Consider the following 18966-nt stretch of genomic DNA (forward strand, 5'->3'; position numbering starts at 1 on the left):
TGGCGCGAAGCGCCGGATGAGGGGTATCTCTCATCGGATTCAAGTGAGATTGGACTCGCGGAGAGATACCCCTCACCCGTCTTCGCTTCGCGAAGCCACCCTCTCCCACAGGGGGAGAGGGTGCAGTGTGCGCGCTGCGCTATCTTGCGAACTTCAGAACGGCTCCGTCCCCAAACCCGGCACATCCGCCGGACGCGGCCCGGGCGCCGCCCAATGAAAGCGGCGGTCCGTCTCGGCGATCGCGATGTCGTTGATCGACGCCTCGCGCCGCTTCATCAGGCCGTGCTCGTCGAACTCCCACTGCTCGTTGCCGTAGGAGCGATACCACTGGCCGTTTCCATCGTGCCATTCGTACTGGAAGCGCACGGCGATGCGGTTCTCGTCGAAGGCCCAGAGGTCCTTGATCAGGCGGTAGTCCTGCTCTTTCTCCCATTTGCGGGTGAGAAACGCGACGATGGCTTCGCGCCCCTGGAGCACTTCCGAACGATTGCGCCAGCGGCTGTCCTCGGTATAGGCGAGCGAGACGCGCACCGGATCGCGTGAATTCCAGGCGTCCTCGGCCATGCGCGCCTTTTGCGCGGCGGTCTCACGGGTGAAGGGCGGAAGCGGCGGGCGCGACATGATGGCCTCATCGGTTGGCGGAGCCGCAATCTATCGCCGCACGCCGCCGAGTCGAGAGGCCATCGCTTATCGGGCGATCAGGAAATCAGATCGGCCTTCATCAGCGCGCGGATTGATTTCGGGATCGGTTGCGCGCGGCCGCCGCTGATGAAGGCGACGCGGACCTCGGCCTTCACCAGCACGTCGTCGCCGCGCCGCACCTCCTGCGCCAGCATGATCGAGGCGCCCTTCACCGCGACCGGCCAGGTCACGACGTCGAGCACGTCGTCCATCCGCGCGGGCTTGAGGAAGTCCAGATGCATCGAGCGCACCACGAAAGCAAAGCCCGTGCCTTCCGTCTCAGCCTGCTCGAACAGCGCCTGCTGCTCGGCGCCCATCAAGCGCAGATGATTGGTGCGTCCACGCTCCATGTAGCGCAGATAATTGGCGTGATAGACGATGCCGGAAAACTCGGATTTGACGATATCGCAACAGAATACCAACTGCTTGATTTCGTTGGGGCGCTGGAGGGCGGTAGCGTGAACAAGCGCAGATTTTTCTACGTCCCTTTCATGGCGAGCCGCAGCGCCTTCGGGATCAGCTTCAGTGTTCACCTAGCTCGCCTCGAGAGAAATGTCAGCCCGGCCGCGAGCATAGCGGCCCGAAGGGGCATGCGGGACGAGTGCAGCGACAACACCGGTGTTTGAGCGGCACGCGGGAACGGGGCCGTAATAACGCTCGCCACAGGCGAGCCCGTTTTCCGAGTGCCCCCGGCGAGGAGCACTTTATGGCTTGCGCGAGGCATCGTGATCCGAAAGGCCGAGACAGCATGGCTCGGCAAGCTGGCTCATAGAGCCCCGTCCGCGGAGCGGACGCGCCCACAACCTAATCGGACCCGTACTTGTGGCATGGGCGAAAACCGCGGCACTTATGAGCCTGATTTCGGGAGATCCTATCGCGGACCTCACACCACTGACCCACATTAAGAACGTGTGCGGTTATTTGCGTGAGAGTTTCCAGGTTCGTTGCTCCGTCGGCGCCGCCCCTGACCGAAAGCCCAACCGATCGCTCCTGCATTGACGGTTTCATCCGCGGAGCCGGAGCAGGACTGGCGTGTATCGTACTCCGTCAACCCAGCTCCATGGTCTGGCCGGAATAGTCGACGAACAGCTTCTCGCCGGCGACATGGACCTGGGGACAGGATGGGCTTGAGGGGGCCGGCCCATTGCTTGTAGCGTTCGCATAGCTGAAGCAGTCGGAGTTAGGCAAAAGACCAAGGTAGCCGGGTTGCAGACTGTCAGCGGTGCGCGCCTCCTGGTTACCCCGATCGCAATCGCTGAAATAGCGATCACGATCGGCTGGAAACGGTGATCACGATGCTCTGGAATGGGCGATCACGATGGCTTGGACTCCGTGATCACGAACGGCTGGAACACGCACTTACCGGGCGCCCCGTCGACCTACCACGCTACTACGTCGCGAGGTGGAGCATGCCGTCAAGCTGTCGGGTGCGCGAGAGGCAGGACACCGCGCTGATCTACGCTCGCAAGCGAAGGGGCATGTCAAGGAGTTGGAAATATCTGCAACGCCGCAACCTGACGCGGCGTTTGTTTCACGCATTTCTTCCAGCGCCAATGTTGCGATGCAGTTACAGCAATTTGCGTGCACGTTGTTAAGACGCAGCAGGCTCGGGGGCACTCAAGACATGGGAATAGAAATGAAGAACTTGTTGCTTATGACAGTCAGTACGGTGGCGCTTGCTGCGGTGGCCCCCGCATTCAGTGCTGATCTGCCTGCGCAACCCATCAGGCCTCTCTACACCACCGCTCCGGGACCTGTCGCGGCTGCAATCTACGATTGGAGTGCTTACTATTTCGGCGTGAACGGTGGTCTGAGCTCAGGCGAGAGTTGTTGGGAGTACCTTGGCAGCAAGCCCGAGGGCTGTCATCATCCGACAGGCGGTAGCGTGGGTCTCCAGATCGGCTATCGATGGCAGATGGGCCAGATCGTGCTGGGTGTTGAGGGCCAGGGCAACTGGGCTGATTTGACCGGGTCCAATCACAGCATCCCGTTTTCCGATACTACCAACCAGACTAAGATTGACGCGTTCGGTCTCATGACGGGGCAGATTGGTTATGCCTTTGGGAATAACGTACTTTACGGCAAAGGCGGCGCCGCAGTCACGAGCAACATCCATCAGATCAGCTCGACCGTGGCAGGAGCCGCTAGGAAAAGTGACGTTCTTTGGGGCGGTGTGTTGGGGGTCGGATTCGAGCACGGCATCGCACCGAACTGGACGGTGGGCTTCGAGTACGACCACCTGTTCTTCCAGCCCCGCACGGTGAAATTCAGCGGGAACATTGGTGGGGCCGATCGCATCCGCGAGGATCTCGATCTTATCACGGTACGGGTCAACTATAAGTTTGGCGGTCCGATTCTCCTGAAATATTGATCCCTAGTTGCGTCGATGGCCCCGGCCTAGCCGGGGCCATTTGAAGGGAAGCATGGCCCGCTCAGAGCCCGGCCATTCAGGCAATTCCGACGTGAGATTCAAGCGCCGCCTGCGCGATCCCGGCCCCTTTCGCTGGCCTGCGACCCCTCCTTCTCCGGACGGCAAGCTCAGCACTTCGCGGGGAACCGCCGGCTCAGCGCTGAGCACACTCGACACCGAAAGTCAGCCGTAATCGTGGAGAGGGGTAGTCGCAAGGGCGACGAGCTCGGAACCTGCGTCGATGCCGCGGGAATGATACTGCTTGGCTTGCGGCTGCCGCCTTGCCAGGGTAAGCGGCGCATCGCCGTCGCAATCGAGGCAGACGAGATCGTCGAACACAGCTGCCTCCGCTGAGGCGGCCACGGCAAGAGTCCGCCTGCAAGCGTTGAGGACATAATAGATCGGCTCATCCGCGTCTGTCGCGAACCCGGACGATAGGCAGCTCGGCTTTCCAACATCTCACCGGCCCGTCCGATCTTTCGGATCACTCGGCCTCGCCCGCTTCGGCTACTAGCGGCAACCGGGCAGGCGAGCACCCTGCCCTCCGACATCGCCGATATCGCGCGCCAAGCGCCGATGCGGACAGAGGAGAAATCCATATGTGCCGCGGGCGGGGCGCAATGACGTCAGTGAAAGCCGCGGACACGGGCGACCTCATGATGGAGCAAGGCGGCATCCACAGCAGGACTGACCCGAGTTTCTCCGGGCAGGACGCCATAACCCTCGCGCTCAGATGGCATCGCTGCCGGGCGCAAGCTCCATGGCCGGGCAGACCTCTAATCTCGCGCCGCCTTGCAACCCGCCGAAACCCAGGCGGTCAGCCACGCCGGAGCGCGGGGAATAGGTTTGGAGTTCATTCTCGGTCCTTCACACCTCGAAGGGGGTTCTGCAGTTCGCACCCGTAGCAACCACAACAGGATTCCTGCAGACTCCGTAGCGCGAGACGCGTCAAGACAGTTGGATCCAAGTGACCTTTTGCGGCCAGAGCTAATACCTTTTCGGCGAGGCACGCCTTCAACGAAGACGTCCGGTTTGCTTCGGGCACCATCCCGATCGCATCGTCCAGAACACCTCGCAACAAAGCGCATAGTTTGGTTTTCGGTGTCATGGCGCTAATCCAAAAACAACGGAGATCTGGCCGACCTCGGCTCCGGCCCGCCTGGCCGGTGGCCCCCGGAAAGCCGTGCGGAATAAACCTTCTTCGCTCCAGGGAGCGGGAGGAGTAAGGGAGACGGCCGAGCCTACAAGTACAAGAGCTAGGTTTCGGTAATGTGACAGTTCGTGCTCCGCTCATTCTGGATGCATGACGGCTTAAGAAAGCATCCTGCGGATAGGTCCTTTGGTTTTCAAGTCGACGCTTGCTGACGCTATCAACAAAAGTTCGTAAAGCATTTGGTGAGGATCGCCGAGCCGTGAATTGGGCAGCCTTAGTGGATTGCTTGTTCCGATCGCGCCAATTCCAGCTTAGGAGCTCGTCGCGCCTTTTGAGCCGGATGTGCGGCGCGGTTGCTATAGTCGGCGAGCCACGCTTGTGAATCCACGCTGCTCAATCTGGCGGTCATGTTCACGGCCAGAGCTCCGGCTCGGCGGAAACGGATTGGTCCCCAGGCTCAGAGTTGTCAAATCCCGGTTCTGGTAGTTGAAACACGACGCAACATCATCTTGAACTCTTCTGGCACGGTTCACAGTTGAGCTTACGGTGATAAGAATTTCTCTTCGAGATAATTTCGGCGTGCTCCGGCCAGCCCAGCTTGTCGCCGTCCAGGATCGCTGGTTCGAGTGGCTCGATATTCGCACCGAAACTTTCGCCCAGCTGCGCGATCCAGTGACGCTAGAACGAGCTTGGGTGCCACTGGGCTCGATTACCGTTCCGCCAGAACCAGAATGGACACCAACACATCCGGCGGTCACAAGGGCTCGCCGCCCCACGTAATGCCTACCCCTGTTTAGCACCGTATTCCATGGAGGCGGATCAAGTTTGAAACATCCCGCATGGTCGTTCTGGCTAGTCAGTCAGTGTCCGGTGCCATGTGTGACACAATTATGATTGCTCGCTGGACAACACCGTTGAGGCGTGTCTGACTCACACTGTCGAACTTACGACACGCTGGTACTTATTTGTAGAGCTAGGCGGTGTGGACTCTGAGAACCCATTTCCAGGAGCAAATCAGATTCATGGCTGTTTTCTCGGAGCAAGTCTTCGGTGTCATGAACCCGCTGGCTCGACTGCAGGTCGAACGCGACGCGGCTGCTTTGTAGCTTACCCGCCGCGGCTGTAATGGCCCCTACAGCCATCCGCCGCCCCTTTGCCTCAGTCCGCGCGCTGCAACAGCGCGCTAGCCGTCATCCACAACAACACGTCACGGGGGTTCCGATATGCAGTTGCTAAGTTTCTCCACGCCGAGCGCCATTCTCTCGAGTGCCCCTTCTCACAACTTAAGCAATTCAGCAGCGTTGCGACCGTTTGACGCGGAACGGAAGGTCAGGTGTCCGTCAACTCCCTATAGCTATAGGAATCATGTGGCTGGCTTCCTTATCTCGATCGACGGCAGTGGCCCACCGTGGATCTTTGCCTCAAAGCTCCGCAGCCGCTGATAGATCGAGATCAGTTCGACGATCGTGCTCCAGGAGTTGACGAGATACTGAAACGAGGTTCGTACTTGCGTGAACGCGTTGAGGATCTGGTTCATCGCGCCGAGGGTGATCCTGCCCGCGATGATTGTGGGCGCAAGCAGCAGATAAGGAAAGATGACGTCAGTCTGCAGATAGACGATCCGGCCGATATTGAAGTACATGAAGTTCAGATAGAGCCGGAAGTAATTCCTGCGAATGTCGCTAAACAGCACGCTCAATGTCGGCGCATTGGCACGCGCCGTATCATCCTCGCCGAGCACGAGCTCCTTGCGATAGGCCGCTTCGACCCGCTGGTTGAAAAATTCAATTCCGGGCAGGCGGATGCCGATAAGCGCGAGAACGCCGGTGCCCAGGATCGACCAGATCACCGCGGCGAACACCAGCGGATAGGCAATCGAGCCGAACAGAGGCAGCTCCGTGACGTTGCTGGACAGCCTCACCAGAACCGGCAGGAACGCCAACAGTGTCAGCACCGCGCTGATGAGATTGACGCCTAGACCTTCCATGGTGCTGGCGAAGCGCATGGTGTCTTCCTGGATCCGCTGGGAGGCGCCTTCGATCGTGCGCAGCCGTGGCCAGTTGGCCACATAAAAATCGTTCATCGCCGTGCGCCAGCGGAAGATGTAGTGGCTGACGAAGAATCGCGTCATCACGCCGACCACGACGGCCACGAGCGCTATGCCGGCAAAGGTCGACAACTCGCTGTAGAACTGCTCGACCGTGACCGGCGCCGACTTCGAAAGCGCAGCCTGGATCATGTCATAGAACGGTCCATACCAGCTGTTGATCGCGACCGAGACCTGGACCTGAAAGTAAGAGGTGAACAGGATCAGCGCCGAACCAAGAATGGACCACGTCGCCCAGGGATGCGGGGCAAATAACATCCATGCCGCCGCGAACACCGTAACGGCCAGCGCAAAATAGAGATCAAACCACAGCGCCGAGGCCGACCAGAACGTCGCAAGCCCGACCGGCTTCTCCGGGGCTGGAAAGAGATTGCCGGCAAATACATACCAAAACGCCATCGCCAACGCCGTCCAAAGAATTGACGACGCAAAGAACAACTTTGGTCGAGGGAAGAATGAAACGAACATGCTCGCTGTCCTTTATCGATTTAGAACTTCAGCTCAGAAGATGAACTCGCCGCGGTTTCGCTAACTGTTCCTGACTTCCGGTCACCCGCCAGTCGCGTCGCACGCGCGATGCCTGAAAGGCCCCGGTCTAGCCGGGGCCTTCGATTCACCAGTCCGACTTCAGATCAATATTTGAGCAGAATCGGGCCGCCGAACTTATAGTTGAGCCGCGCAGTCACAAGATCGAAATCCTGGCGGATGCGGTCGCCGCCCAGCGAACCAGCAGCCACGACAAAGTTCACGTCGGCATCCCGCATGAACAAGTGGTCGTACTCGACGCTTACCGACCAGTTCGGCGCGAAACCGACTTCGATCCCGGCGCCCACAGTAGCACCCCAAGGGCTGCTATCAGCGCCCGCGAACTGCGCGCCCGTGACCGCGGAGTTGACTCGATACGTGTTGCTCGCCACTGCGACGCCGCCCTTGGCGTAAAACAGTACGGTGTCGAGCGCATAACCGATCTGCCCAGTCATCGTACCGAACGCACCAATCTTGCTCTGGTCGACATCGCCGAACGCAATGCTGACGTTGGATCCGCTCAGATCAGCCCAGTTCCCCTGACCTTCAACGCCCAGCACGATCTGGCCGATCTGCCATCGATAGCCGATCTGCCCGCCGACGGTAATGCCGGTCGCATCATGACAGCCCTCAGGGGTGCGACCATTGTAGTCCCAGCAATTCGAGCTTGAGCCCAAGCCGCCGTTCACACCGACGTAGAGGCCGCTCCAGTCGTAAATTGCAGCCGCGACAGGCGGCGGAGCTTTGGAGTAGAGAGGTTGGACGGGCTGCGCAGCCAGGTCTGCACCGGATGCGGACGCAATTGCGCCAAGCGCCACAATGCTCACAGTCGTAAGCAAGAAGTTCTTCATTTCTACTCTCATGTCTTGAGTGCCCCGAGCCTCATGCGTCTTAACAACGTGCGCGCGAATTGCTGTAGCTGCGTCACAACATTCGTGCCGAAAGAAATGCGTGAACCGGACGCTGCGTTAGGTTCTGCGTTGCAGATCATTCCCAAGTGTCCCCTTACGGCGGCCACCATGGGCGGAGCGCCACATCGGCATGCGTTTCTTGGAATCCCGGGCCCACCTTGATATCCCGCATTCCAAGTTCGGCGGAGACATCGAGCAGTTTGCTGACGGAATTTGTCGGATTCCATTCGCTTCTCGTCAGTCCGGTACCAATCGAGCAGAAATTCAATCTTCAGATATTTGATGCCATTGTCTTGAAGAATGCGTCTCATTTCCGCAAAACCAATCTTGCTTTGCGCGACCATCGTGTCTTCGTAGTGAAGACCGAACCCGTTGAACCCCGCGCGCGCTGCCCCTTCGACCCTGCCTTTGAATTGGAATGGAGTGACCTCAGCAGGCCCCCAGCGGGTAAACGTGCCCCGAAAGCGCGAAATACGAGATCAGAAGCTCTACGTCATTAACCACGGCACTATCCTCGCGCGTTCAAGCGGTGAAGTAAGGTATGGCAGCCCACAGGCCACCGGTTGCCATTCTGATATCATGGCACTCGCTGACATAAAGTGGGCGCCCCACGAAACAGTTTTGCCTATTGGAGGCCCGGACCAACTTCGAAAATGGCCGCGCGGCCCTTCATTCGATTGGCGGCGCATCCGGCGCAATGTTGTTGTCGGCACGGCACGCGGCATAAAGAGCGCTAGCCGATGCGCGGTCTCGAACGTAAGCGGCATTTCCGCGACGATATCCATCCTCTTTGAGCGACGGTGAATGACGATCGCTCGATCGTGCTGATCCGCATTCCAGAAAACAACATAAAGATTGAACCTTCTACTGAATCCGACAAACGTGCCTTTGATGTTTTCAGACCCAAGGACGAGGCCGCCGGCCGCCTTCGATTGGGCCGGCTCCTGGACCGTCTTGACCATCTCGTCGAAAATGATCGCGCTCGGTTCCGCCCTCTTCCATGATTTTTTATCCGGAGTGGCAAGAGCACCGAGCGTTGGCGCGCAGCTCGGAAACCATCCGCCTCGCTGCCGTCAGCCAGATGGAGCATGGGGCAATGGAGACGGTGCCGCCATTTGAGAAGAGCCGCGAAATGCGATCGCGCAAGTTCGCCACGGCAGCGCCGCCGGGATAGCCGCGCCAGTCGCCAATCGGCCAGTCATCCTTGACGTGGGTTTCGCTGTGGTCGCTGTGACCAAAGCGGCCGACGAAGTCCGATTTATTTTCGTTCTTAGCCGGCTTCTGATTCATTCGGCTGGACTGTGCAATTGAGCCACCCCGGGTGTGCCGCAGCCCATTTGCTTTAACTTACGCCGCCATGATGACTTGAATTCGTTGGAGCGCTGCAAGGCAAACGCGTGAATGAGGCGGCAGATTTATCTATGCCCTTCCATAGCGAGCCGCAGCGACTTCGGGATGCGCTGCGCCTTTCCAGCTGAGATAAACGCTACCCGTACACGTGCTGTGACCAGGAGATCGTCGCCACGCCTGCATTCCTGCAGCAAGGCAATCGACGCGCCCCTCACCTCTTGCGGGACTGTGACGACGTCAAGAATGTCATCCAAGACCGCCGGTTTTAGAAAATCGATCGTCATCGAGCGCACAACGAAGGCAACACCGGGCGCATCGTTCTTGGCTTCTTTGAGTAATGCTTGCTGATTCGTTCCGAGCAGGCGCAAGTAGTTCGTTCTGCCGCGTTCCATGAAGCGCAAGAAATTTGCGTGATAAACAATCTGGCCGGAGTCGGTATCTTCGAAATAGACCCGGATCTGCATATGATGGCGGCCGTCGCGAATTTCGCCATCAAGAGAGGCTCTCACGGTGTGGTCCCCTTGCTGCCCTTTTGGGACCCATTGTCTCGCACAAAGGCGCGTTCCAGAGCAAGCGCCGAGGGGCTTTGGCTTTGTTCGCGCAGTCGGAGCTCCGGCGCACCGCCGCGTGGGTGCTGCGCGTGCCCTCAACAGATCAACAACTTAGTAGCTCGGCCTGATCTTCGGGGTGATGACGAACTGCCCTTTTGGCCTGCGATTTGCCTGCCGGTGTGGCGCTGGCACGTCAGTGTTGGAAGCTAGGGAGGTCCGCTTGGATACTAGAGAGGTCCGCCAGAACTTAGCGGTATTCACGATGGCTGCTGGAGCTCGGGTCGATCAAGAAGCTACTTGTAAGAGGATTGGCGGATGCGAAACAATCGACGATCACACGGACTGTGGGTGCTGACTGCGCCACCAGCGCCACAAACTGCTCCACTTACTGATGAAATTGCAGCGGATATCGTCGTGATTGGCGGTGGATATACCGGGCTGTCGGCGGCCCTTCATCTAGCTGAAGGTGGAGCGCGTGTTGCGCTTTTGGAGGCGTCTGAAATAGGATTCGGCGGGTCCGGGCGGAACGTCGGACTCGTGAATGCGGGCATGTGGCTCATGCCTGAGTCGCTTCCGGCCGCGCTCCGCGCGCCTTTTGGAGAACGGTTACTTGAACAGCTCGGCCGCGGACCGCAGACGGTATTCGAGCTCATCGAAAAGCACCACATCGAATGTGAAGTCGAACGTGCCGGCACCTTGCATTGTGCGGTCGGACGTAAGGGCTTGGAGGAGGTTGAGGCCCGTGCCGAACAGTGGCAGAAGCGTGGAGCGCCCGTCCTGGTGCTAAATGCGGAGGCAACACGCAGCAAAGTAGGCGGTGGCGACTACACCGGCGCGCTGCTCGATAAGCGCGCCGGCACCATACAGCCATTGGCTTATGTGCGAGGGTTAGCGCGGGCCGCGCTTGCGATGGGAGCCAGGATATTTACGCATAGTGAGGCCGTCATGGCGCAACAGAATGGTTTCCGCTGGAGAGTCGGCACCGAAAGCGGATCTGTAGAGGCCGACTGGGTGGTCGTCGCGACGGATGCTTATAGCAAGGGACTTTGGTCTGAGGTACGGCAGGAACAGATTCAACTGCCCTATTTCAACTTTGGCACGCCATGTCTGCCCGATGATCTGAGAAAGTCGATCCTGCCTGAGCGGCAGGGTGTGTGGGACACTCGAGAAGTCCTCTCTTCGTTTCGTCTCGATCGCTCCGGGCGACTCGTGTTTGGCAGTGTTGGTGCGCTTGAGGGGATTGGGCGATCTATTCACCGCGCTTGGGCCCAAAGATCGTTGCACAAGCTTTTTCCAGGACTTCGGGGCGTCCAGTTTGAAACCGGCTGGTTTGGCATGATTGGAATGACCTCCGACAACTTGCCCCGGCTTCACAAGCTGGACCGCAAAGTCATCGGTTTCAGTGGCTATAACGGCCGCGGAATCGCACCAGGCACTGTGTTTGGCAGTGTTTTGGCTTCGTATGTATTGGGGCAGATCGCGGAGAACGACCTGCCGTTGCCGGTCACCGCCGTTGAAGCCCAGCGCTTTCGTGCAGCGCAGGAGGCGTTTTATACGGCGGGCTCCCAGCTTGTTCACCTGATGGATTCCTGGTTCTGATCACCCCAGCAACCCGGTTGGCTTCACAAGCTGCCCTCGCTCGAAGCATGCCGGTCCTCGTGATGTTGTTATGATGTGTTCAAGGGCGCCGTCATGGAACTTAGCATACCTCGGGTAGACAATCGGATGGTGAAAACGACGAGCTTGCGAGGGGTGACGTTCATGACTCGAGCTGTCGGTTCTCCGCCGAATGCCAGTCCGCACCGTGGAGGCGGATCATCTCCCCGACGGATCGCTCGATGAAGACGCGCTCAACGCAAAAGCCGACAGTGACCGAAGCCGCACTTTAAAAGGGTTTCTCGATATCGCGAGACACCAGCGCGAAGGCCCACCCCAAACTGGAAGCGCTCATGAGTTGCCGTCACGGGGTCGAAAGGGAAGCGCCAGCCTGTGAGGCGAGTTCTGCGTCATTTCGTTTCGCTGAACCCGTCTGGAAACTCCCTTATGATGGACAGGGCAACTTCGCCTCCCTGCTTTATCCCGGCATCGTAGTGCTAGATGCCAGCGTGGCTTTCTGTTGGGGTGTCATAATAATCCATGCGCCGAGCGCGTGCGGTGCGCGGTCGAAATCTCTTCCGAATAATGAGGTTGTCCACAGGAAGCTGTGAATAGCCGGCATAAGGTTCCGCTATTTGCGGTTGCACGCCGGGAAACGTGTTCCACTGCTCGTAACGAATCGGGGAGAACCGCCAGCTTGCGACTGGCGGCCCCGATTGCCCGCGCAACGCTGCGGACTGCGGGCCAAACGCCGATGTTAGCAGCAACAGCATTACATTCGGTAAGCCCCGAGAGGTCAAGTCCGGCTTTACTCTAGTGACAGAATTCGAATGGCTACCTATAAGAACGCCAACTACCTACCGCAATCTAACAGCGACTGTTTCGATCAGGATCAGGGGCCGGGAGTCGCGGCTCCCTTTGCCGCTCTCTACCGATGCACGGGCTGTCATCGCGAAATCGGAATTGCAGCAGGCCACACATTGCCTCCGCAAAGCAATCATGCGCATACGTTGTCAAACGCCATCCGGAACTGCCCCCTTTGCGTCATGAAGAACTGCCCCCACCCTCGGTTTCATGATGTCGTTTGATGGTTGTTTCCGCCGGTGACGGGACGGAGGGAGGCGGAGCCGACCGGAGGGCCGTCACCGGCGGGCGGCGCCTTGATGAGGCCGCTCTTCCGTTTGGCGCGGAGCCGGTAGCTGTCGCCGCGGATCGTCAGCACGTGGCTGTGGTGCAGGAGCCGGTCGAGGATCGCGGTGGCGACCACGGGATCGGCGAACACGGTGCCCCATTCGGCAACGCTGCGGTTCGACGTGATCAGCATGGCACCGCTTTCGTAACGGCGGCTGACCAGTTGGAAGAACAGATGCGCGGCGTCCGGCTCCAGCGGCAGATAGCCGAGCTCGTCAACGATAAGCAGCTTTGGCTTCACCAGCGCGAGCAGCTTCTCGTCCAGGCGCCGCTCGCCATGCGCCTTGGCCAGGCCCGCGACGAGCGTCGTCGCCGTGGTGAACTGCACGGTGTAACCGGCCAGGATCGCTTCTCGCCCGAGTGCGATCGACAAGTGCGTCTTACCGACGCCCGGCGGGCCGAGCAGCAGCACATTCTCGCCGTTGGCGATCCAACGTGACGCGGCCAAGTCGCGGATCTGCTTGGGATCGATCGAGGGCTGCGCCTCGAAGTCGAAGCCTGCGAGCTCCTTTACGGCCGGGAAGTGTGCAAGCTTCAGCGCCATATCGATGCGACGATGATCCTTGCGCGCGATCTCACGTTCGCACAGCAGGATCAGCGTCTCACGCGCCGACAGGTTCGCGCGCGCAGCCTCGTCGAGCAAACTATCAAGCTGATCGCGGATGCCGGAGAGCTGCAATCGCGCCAGCATGGCATCAAGGGGATCAGTCGGTGCTTCGGTTGCCTTCTTTGCGCGCGTCATCAGAAGCTTCCCCCGATCACGGCTTCGTATTCGGCAAGCGGACGCAACAATGAATGCGGGGGAGACGATTCCTGCACCGCCGCTGCAATCTCCGGGCGGCGGACCGCGCCATTGCGCCCGGCAACACCATCGAGATGGATCGGATCGACGATCCGCAGCCGGCGCCCCTTCGATTGCTCGTGAACCGCGACCTGGTGCACGCCATGGCGGATCCGCACCTCGCCGGCCGCGACGGTCACCGCGACCCGCTCACCAATAAGGCGCCACGGTACCGAGTAACTGTTGGTGTCGATCTCGATGGCACAATCATTGCCGACGATCCGGGTTATCCATCAGCACTTCCTCGGGTACACCGCTGAAGGTGGTGAATGTGCTCTCGAGCCCGGCAAACCAGTGTTCTTGCTTTTCGGCCCGGAACGCTCGCACATGGAGCCGTCGCGAATGTCCGAGCGTCGCCACGAACACGAATGCCTTGACCTTCGTTCCGCCGATCTCGACCAGACGCTCCCCGAAGTCGATTTGCAGCTGGCGACCCGGAGGTGTCTCGAACCGCGTCGTCGCAAGCGCCTCCGCCTTCAGCGCCTGCCGATAAGGCTGCACCGTGCGCTGCAGCGTTCGCCGGCTGACGGTCACGCCTTTCTCATTCAATAGATCCTGGCGCACCACGTCCGCATTGCCACGATGGCGAATGAACCTCTCACGCAGCCAGCCCTCAAGGCCATGGAGCCGTTGCGGCCTATCGGGCGACTTAAACGGCTTCACCCCGCCCGCCGCCACATAACCCTTCACCGTGTGATGGCTGCAGCCCAGCTCGCGCGCAATCCGCTTCAGCCCCCATCCGCACGCCCTCAGGCGCAACATCTCCGCCACGTCATCCGGCGTCTTCATTACCTGCCCCCGTGGATCACTCCACGACGAGCCTCTAGTGATTCGCTCCTCGTTCATTTGCTCTCTCCTTGGCTACCCAAGGAGGGGGCAATTCCTCATGGCGCCGAGGGGGCAGTTTTCCATGGCGCGCGACACATACGTCAGCACAAGCACCATTCGATGGCGTCTGATCGTATGGGCAGATCACAATCCGAAGTGAGCGACCGACAACAGCGGAAGTCCGGTTCAGCCGGGCTTCTACACTCTTGTTTGGAGATGCCCATTCAGGCGAGAGTACTTGAGAATGAGCTAGAAGTATTCGCGGCCGGGTCTTCAGCATCTTCCACTTCCGGCATCATTACTTTCGATGCATCGGACAGCGAGCCGCCAATGGAATTCAGCATCATTCTGAGAAGATTCAGAGCTTTCGCAAACGTCTTCGCCTCCGATTTGCCGCGCAACCAGCCCACTTGCCATTGCCACTAGCGTCCGGTGGCTCCGGGTTGAACCATCGAAGGTCATCAGACAGCGTTCGCCGCGCCTCGCGCTCGTGCGGTTTGCCTAAGCATTTCGGCGGTTCGCCTAACGGACCCAAGCCGTTTGGCTCTTTGCGGCCCGAAAATCGTTTTGGATTCTTGCGAGTGCGGCCGGTCGCCCGGGCTTTGCTGAGAGGAACGCATGCGCGTGCCATTGAAATTCATTCCTTTATATAAATTGGGTATGGGGACTCCATTTGCAGCTGTGCGCGTGAACGACCCGGTCTGTGTTTGGGTTGGCCGTTCTGTGCCTTTCGAGATGCCCTACCCATGTGGAACCACGCGAGCGCGACAAAGATTGCAATCAGGTGCATGCTCCGAACAAACATCTTCTCGGAAGCAACGGCAATACGGGCAACGGCGATGAATGAAGTTACGATGCTCAACGCGGAGTTAGATCGCTGCAAGGCTGAGCTGAGGGACCTTAACGCGAAGATGAGCTCAATTTCCTGCACGCAGCCGGTGGACATGACCGCAGTCGAGGACGTGGCGAGGCGAATTCGCCAAATTGCCGAACGGGTCGAAGTCTTGACGCGCACCATCCTCCACGGTCCACAAGCCGGAAAACAATAAGGCTGCCAGGAGCGCTGCCGGGCGGCCAGTTACAAAGTTAACCCGGCAGGGAGATGCCCAGGTTAGATCATATTTCTAAGCCTTGCGTGTTCTTGCAGCAGCTCAACTTCTTCTGTCTGAGCCCCTGTTGCTTTCGTCAACTGTCGGCCACCTAATCTTGCGAAGCGATTCGCGATCACCGTAGGTCGCAGGAACGTGCGCTTTTAGATGACGTAACGTGCGCGACACGCGATGCAGCTTCTGCGCTGCTACGGTAGAAAATGTCTTAAGCGGGCAGATATTCTGGCGGGAATTGTGCGAGGGCTTTAGCCTCTTCGCCCTGCCCGTGCGTTGGATGTAACCGTTGACATAAGTGCGATGGCAAGGGCCGCGTCCCCAAGCCGGATGATGAGCGGACCTGAGGCGCATTCAGCGAAGCTCGAGTCTGCCAAGGACCGCGAGTGCTCGCCACGAAAGATCGCTTCGCGGTCCTCAAATCGCGTGTTGCTCAGGCAGTCGCCTGCCGAAGCCCGACTTCCCCATGCCAACCGGAGCGTCTTCAGCGCAAAGGCCCCGTCTCCATGGAGCGCCGCCCGCGAACACTTGCGAATGGCGCCTCCTTCATACTCAACATTTCGCGTTGTCGTGTTCAGCCGTATCCGGCTGAAGACGTTAATGTCGGAGACCAGACACTAACGCGCGAGTATTCCGTCGCCTGAGCCGAAGAACATGGTTTTGCCCTCTTCAAGCGGGGCTCGCAAATGGCTTTGGTGGCACGTGGATTGCTGGGACACCGAAAAGAGCCCGTACGATCATGACGGCCTCGCAGTCGCCGGCCCAGGAGTCCAAATGAAACTTGCTCGATTGATCGCGGGCGTCAATCATCTCCATTCTCGCCAGCATTTCAACTCATCTAGTGTGTCGATGCCCATGCCGTAGTAGTTCGGTGCTACTATACGTGGCGAACGACGGTGGCACCCGCACGGAATCTATGCTTAAGGTCAGATCATGAAACCGGTTCTCGTCTTCGATTGGAATGGAACGTTGCTCGATGATGCATACGCACTGCTCGAAACCACCAATGCAATTCTAGATCGCTTTGGTCGTACAACGATCGACATGAAGACGCTTCGGGAACATTGCGACGTTCCGCTGTCTCTTCTTTATCGCAGCCTCGGACTATCGCGAGACGAGCTTGCGACGGTGGATCGCGATGGGAGTGCAATGTTTCACGACGCCTATGAGGCTCTTGCGGGCAGAGCCGATCTACGCGAGGGCGCGCGCAGAGTCTTGGAGTTGGCGCGCCGAGAAGGGGCTTCGTCCATCATCGTGAGCAACCATATAGTCGACCCTCTGCGCTACCAATTGAGAAGACTTGGAATCAATGACTGCATCGACGATGTGCTCGCGTTCGAAAGCCGCGACACGCAATACAAATCGACAAGCAAAGGAGAGCGACTTCGTCTATACATGCAGAAGAACAACTTGAAACCAGCGTCAACTTTCATCATCGGCGATATGCCGATCGAAACGGATATTGCACGGAATCTCGGACTGATAAGTATAGCCATTACCGGGGGATTTGTTTCCGAGGCGCGCCTGCAAGCGGCGCATCCAGACTACACGATTAACAACCTTCATGAGCTGTTGCCAATCTTACGAAGCTACGGTTTTTTTGGAATGCACAAATCATGATCGGCGAAGATCACCGCACAGCGTCTGTAAAACCTTGATCATGTCGTCCATGTTGAACGAGTTTATCTCGGCGATTCGAACTCCGCCTTCGACATCGCACGCGTCGCATGGCTCAACTCAGTCGCGAGTCCAGCATCTGCAATACCGAACCCGTAATCGGGTACCTGCCGCACTCGCGGCATTCCAGGCGCCTGTAGTCGTCACCGGTGGACTGCTCGAGGCTTGACGATGCCAGATCGAACAATAACCCATCTCTCACCCACACATTGCCGCTCTTACGACCTCAGCGATCCCAGATAGTCGAGCGTGTTGGCAAGCGTCACATTGTAGAATCGGAGAGCAACTTCACCCCGTGCGTCGAACGCTGACCCCAGCTATTCCATCGCAAGTCAGTACTGGTCTGGACGAAATCAGCAGTAGGCCGGGGTCATGGTTGGACGCTGACGGGGCCAGTTGGGCATCCGGAACTCCGCAACCGTAACAGCACCAGCGCTCGTGCCGCACGGTACGCCAAAGGCACCGGTTCGGTTTGACGCGCGGGTCGCGCTGCCGGATGGAGATGCGCTTCGCCGCTGCTGGCGGACATAGTCCAATTCGCTCCCACACCCCCTACCCAGGGGACCTGTTCGTGTGCGCCACAGGCGAGTCAACGACCTGACTTTCTGAGCCGCTGGGAGAACTCGGCGGCTGCTCCTCAAGATGCATGCGCTCGCGCGCGTTCGCGGGCTTCGCGGCGACGCTGGAAGCGCTCGCGTCAGCGGTTCGCTCGTTCCGAGGGCTGGGCAGCGATGGCACCGGCCCGGCCGTTTCGACTGGGACCTTCTCCGTCGGCTCGTCTTGGCCTCGGCGCGCCTCCATGGTCTCGAGCACAACTCGCCCTCTCACCGTGATTCTCCAACCGCCGTTTTGGCGCTCAACGAGGCCGTCCGAAAAAATGTCCAGCCCGGGAACGCGCGCGGCCAGCCGTTTGGTGCGCTCGGCCCATTCCGGGCCGCTGGTCGCGAGGATTGCCATGTCCCGCTTGAGGTCTGCCATCACGGCAAATCCTTGGGGGTAACTCACCAGGATCTTCAAGACTGTGACCTGGAAGTTCACTCCGCACCTCGCCCGATCAACGCCACATGATCGACGCTCGGGCCAGGGCTTTACGCCCTATATGCCGCAGCAGCTTCGGCGTTGTTTCGTCGGTCTTTGCGGCTTCGACGATCTCGGAGGCCAAACCAGCGCCGCTCCCCTTGCGCGGTAGCGTCTGGCAGACCTCGTCAAGTACCGCTTGCGATAGAGCGGTCGTGGGGTGTTCAAACATGGACGCCTATCCTACCGTAAGTCTTTCGACCTTGGGATTCCCGCAGTTGAGGTAAACTCTGCCGCGTTGCGCACGAGGGCTCGCGCTCTACTGATGTACCGCGGTTTTGATTCTGATCGATGCGGACTCAAATTGGTAGGCCGAGCTGCAGCTCGGCCTACGGTTCACCCTGGCGTGAAGACAAGAAGGCGGATCGGCTTTGGAGCGGGTATCTCGTTTGAAGGAAGACGAGCGACAAGTTTCGAGCTCGCAGCGGCTCGAAATCGGGACGCGTCCGGTCCTGCTCCGCGTGATGATCTCGAGATCGTTGAACCTGCCCCTCAGTTTAACCGTCCGGCCCCGCGAACCTTTGTCCTCGCAGTGCATCCAGACCTTCTCGATGAGCGGCTGTGCCTTCCTGACAACGGGGGGGACGCCGGGGTGTCGACACCCAGTCAAGGCGATGCCGGTGATCTTGACGACGCGGCGCCGCGTGCAACCGCCCGCAACTGACTGGAAAGCGCACACAGCAAATATCAGTCTCCTCACACCGGCGTCGGACTTGAACGCTTCCCCGATGGTAGCAAGCGGACTTTCTACGTGGCCACCCCGCGCCGCAACAATGTGACGAATTCATTTGCATATCCGTCACGTGCAGCGACGCTGCCTGCATCAGCCGAGCGACTCGGTCGTAAGCTCGTCGTGCAGCAGATGTTCGCGATTGAACATGAGAGGCCTCCATCATCATTCAACATTCCGCGTTTGTCGTGTTCAGCCGTGTCCGGCTGAAGACGTTAATGTCGGGGACCAGACA

18 protein-coding genes are annotated in these 18966 nt (G+C 59.1%); 6 read left to right on the top strand and 12 right to left on the bottom strand.

What is annotated here, in order from left to right:
• Positions 1-153 precede the first annotated feature (153 nt).
• Together QRQ56_RS37340 and QRQ56_RS37345 are read right to left on the bottom strand one after the other, a co-directional pair.
• The gene (locus QRQ56_RS37340) at positions 154-621 is read right to left on the bottom strand and encodes a DUF1348 family protein (protein ID WP_438746748.1); all 468 of its coding nucleotides are present in this window, start codon (positions 619-621) and stop codon (positions 154-156) included.
• Between the two features lie 77 nt (positions 622-698).
• Positions 699-1103 (bottom strand): YbgC/FadM family acyl-CoA thioesterase, encoded by a 405-nt coding sequence (locus QRQ56_RS37345; protein ID WP_438746750.1) that lies wholly within the window; start codon positions 1101-1103, stop codon positions 699-701.
• A gap of 1214 nt (positions 1104-2317) precedes the next feature.
• On the opposite strand from QRQ56_RS37345, the gene QRQ56_RS37350 reads away from it, so the two are divergent.
• A complete protein-coding gene (locus QRQ56_RS37350) occupies positions 2318-3052 on the top strand; it encodes an outer membrane protein (RefSeq protein ID WP_085348947.1) in 735 nt (244 codons plus the stop codon).
• A 291-nt stretch (positions 3053-3343) separates the two neighbouring features.
• Complete coding sequence (locus QRQ56_RS37355) at positions 3344-3445, top strand: hypothetical protein (protein ID WP_369126693.1); 102 nt, start codon at positions 3344-3346, stop codon at positions 3443-3445.
• 2162 nt (positions 3446-5607) lie between these two features.
• On the opposite strand, the gene sbmA is transcribed toward QRQ56_RS37355, so the two are convergent.
• On the bottom strand, positions 5608-6819 hold the full coding sequence (sbmA, locus tag QRQ56_RS37360) for a peptide antibiotic transporter SbmA (protein ID WP_438746752.1): 1212 nt from the start codon (positions 6817-6819) through the stop codon (positions 5608-5610).
• Positions 6820-6983: 164 nt separating this feature from the next.
• On the bottom strand, positions 6984-7727 hold the full coding sequence (locus tag QRQ56_RS37365) for an outer membrane protein (protein ID WP_035974413.1): 744 nt from the start codon (positions 7725-7727) through the stop codon (positions 6984-6986).
• Between the two features lie 860 nt (positions 7728-8587).
• On the opposite strand from QRQ56_RS37365, the gene QRQ56_RS37370 reads away from it, so the two are divergent.
• Complete coding sequence (locus tag QRQ56_RS37370) at positions 8588-8791, top strand: hypothetical protein (RefSeq protein WP_438746753.1); 204 nt, start codon at positions 8588-8590, stop codon at positions 8789-8791.
• Between the two features lie 4 nt (positions 8792-8795).
• Here QRQ56_RS37370 and QRQ56_RS37375 read toward each other — a convergent pair whose 3' ends face one another.
• Both QRQ56_RS37375 and ybgC read right to left on the bottom strand, forming a co-directional pair.
• Positions 8796-9077 carry a hypothetical protein gene (locus QRQ56_RS37375; protein WP_438746756.1) on the bottom strand — a complete coding sequence of 94 codons (282 nt, stop codon included), beginning with the start codon at positions 9075-9077 and terminating at the stop codon, positions 8796-8798.
• Positions 9078-9202: 125 nt separating this feature from the next.
• The gene (gene ybgC / locus QRQ56_RS37380) at positions 9203-9646 is read right to left on the bottom strand and encodes a tol-pal system-associated acyl-CoA thioesterase (protein ID WP_007596415.1); all 444 of its coding nucleotides are present in this window, start codon (positions 9644-9646) and stop codon (positions 9203-9205) included.
• 357 nt (positions 9647-10003) lie between these two features.
• Here ybgC and QRQ56_RS37385 point away from each other — a divergent pair, with 357 nt between their 5' ends.
• Entirely contained in the window at positions 10004-11287 is a 1284-nt protein-coding gene (locus tag QRQ56_RS37385) for an NAD(P)/FAD-dependent oxidoreductase (RefSeq protein ID WP_007614421.1), read from the top strand.
• A 1069-nt stretch (positions 11288-12356) separates the two neighbouring features.
• Here QRQ56_RS37385 and istB read toward each other — a convergent pair.
• The 3 genes from istB to QRQ56_RS37400 are packed head-to-tail and all read right to left on the bottom strand — an operon-like array spanning position 12357 to position 14105.
• Entirely contained in the window at positions 12357-13217 is an 861-nt protein-coding gene (istB, locus tag QRQ56_RS37390; protein WP_438746758.1) for an IS21-like element helper ATPase IstB, read from the bottom strand.
• Entirely contained in the window at positions 13217-13546 is a 330-nt protein-coding gene (locus tag QRQ56_RS37395) for a Mu transposase domain-containing protein (RefSeq protein WP_438746805.1), read from the bottom strand. Before QRQ56_RS37395 ends, istB begins: the two co-directional genes overlap by 1 nt.
• Positions 13524-14105: a helix-turn-helix domain-containing protein gene (locus QRQ56_RS37400; RefSeq protein WP_438746760.1), complete on the bottom strand. Its 582-nt coding sequence runs from the start codon at positions 14103-14105 to the stop codon at positions 13524-13526. Before QRQ56_RS37400 ends, QRQ56_RS37395 begins: the two co-directional genes overlap by 23 nt.
• An 878-nt stretch (positions 14106-14983) precedes the next feature.
• Here QRQ56_RS37400 and QRQ56_RS37405 point away from each other — a divergent pair.
• Positions 14984-15193: a hypothetical protein gene (locus QRQ56_RS37405; protein ID WP_143272998.1), complete on the top strand. Its 210-nt coding sequence runs from the start codon at positions 14984-14986 to the stop codon at positions 15191-15193.
• Between the two features lie 987 nt (positions 15194-16180).
• Entirely contained in the window at positions 16181-16867 is a 687-nt protein-coding gene (locus QRQ56_RS37410) for an HAD family hydrolase (protein WP_007596419.1), read from the top strand.
• A 609-nt stretch (positions 16868-17476) separates the two neighbouring features.
• Here QRQ56_RS37410 and QRQ56_RS37415 read toward each other — a convergent pair.
• From QRQ56_RS37415 to QRQ56_RS37425, 3 genes are all read right to left on the bottom strand, one after another.
• Complete coding sequence (locus tag QRQ56_RS37415) at positions 17477-17962, bottom strand: hypothetical protein (RefSeq protein ID WP_438746763.1); 486 nt, start codon at positions 17960-17962, stop codon at positions 17477-17479.
• A 16-nt stretch (positions 17963-17978) separates the two neighbouring features.
• Complete coding sequence (locus QRQ56_RS37420; protein WP_007596423.1) at positions 17979-18173, bottom strand: hypothetical protein; 195 nt, start codon at positions 18171-18173, stop codon at positions 17979-17981.
• Positions 18174-18260: 87 nt separating this feature from the next.
• Entirely contained in the window at positions 18261-18701 is a 441-nt protein-coding gene (locus tag QRQ56_RS37425; RefSeq protein WP_438746765.1) for a DinB/UmuC family translesion DNA polymerase, read from the bottom strand.
• Positions 18702-18966 lie beyond the last annotated feature (265 nt).

The organism is Bradyrhizobium sp. U531 (assembly GCF_051710265.1).
Classification (GTDB): domain Bacteria; phylum Pseudomonadota; class Alphaproteobacteria; order Rhizobiales; family Xanthobacteraceae; genus Bradyrhizobium.

Coding starts and splice junctions, on each gene's coding strand:
- QRQ56_RS37410 (WP_007596419.1), top strand. CDS start 16,181: ATGAAACCGGTTCTCGTCTTCGATTGGAATGGAACGTTGCTCGATGAT.
- QRQ56_RS37420 (WP_007596423.1), bottom strand. CDS start 18,173: ATGTTTGAACACCCCACGACCGCTCTATCGCAAGCGGTACTTGACGAG.
- QRQ56_RS37400 (WP_438746760.1), bottom strand. CDS start 14,105: ATGAAGACGCCGGATGACGTGGCGGAGATGTTGCGCCTGAGGGCGTGC.
- QRQ56_RS37365 (WP_035974413.1), bottom strand. CDS start 7,727: ATGAAGAACTTCTTGCTTACGACTGTGAGCATTGTGGCGCTTGGCGCA.
- QRQ56_RS37385 (WP_007614421.1), top strand. CDS start 10,004: ATGCGAAACAATCGACGATCACACGGACTGTGGGTGCTGACTGCGCCA.
- QRQ56_RS37405 (WP_143272998.1), top strand. CDS start 14,984: ATGAATGAAGTTACGATGCTCAACGCGGAGTTAGATCGCTGCAAGGCT.
- istB (WP_438746758.1), bottom strand. CDS start 13,217: ATGACGCGCGCAAAGAAGGCAACCGAAGCACCGACTGATCCCCTTGAT.
- QRQ56_RS37355 (WP_369126693.1), top strand. CDS start 3,344: ATGATACTGCTTGGCTTGCGGCTGCCGCCTTGCCAGGGTAAGCGGCGC.
- QRQ56_RS37350 (WP_085348947.1), top strand. CDS start 2,318: ATGAAGAACTTGTTGCTTATGACAGTCAGTACGGTGGCGCTTGCTGCG.
- QRQ56_RS37375 (WP_438746756.1), bottom strand. CDS start 9,077: ATGAATCAGAAGCCGGCTAAGAACGAAAATAAATCGGACTTCGTCGGC.
- sbmA (WP_438746752.1), bottom strand. CDS start 6,819: ATGTTCGTTTCATTCTTCCCTCGACCAAAGTTGTTCTTTGCGTCGTCA.
- QRQ56_RS37340 (WP_438746748.1), bottom strand. CDS start 621: ATGTCGCGCCCGCCGCTTCCGCCCTTCACCCGTGAGACCGCCGCGCAA.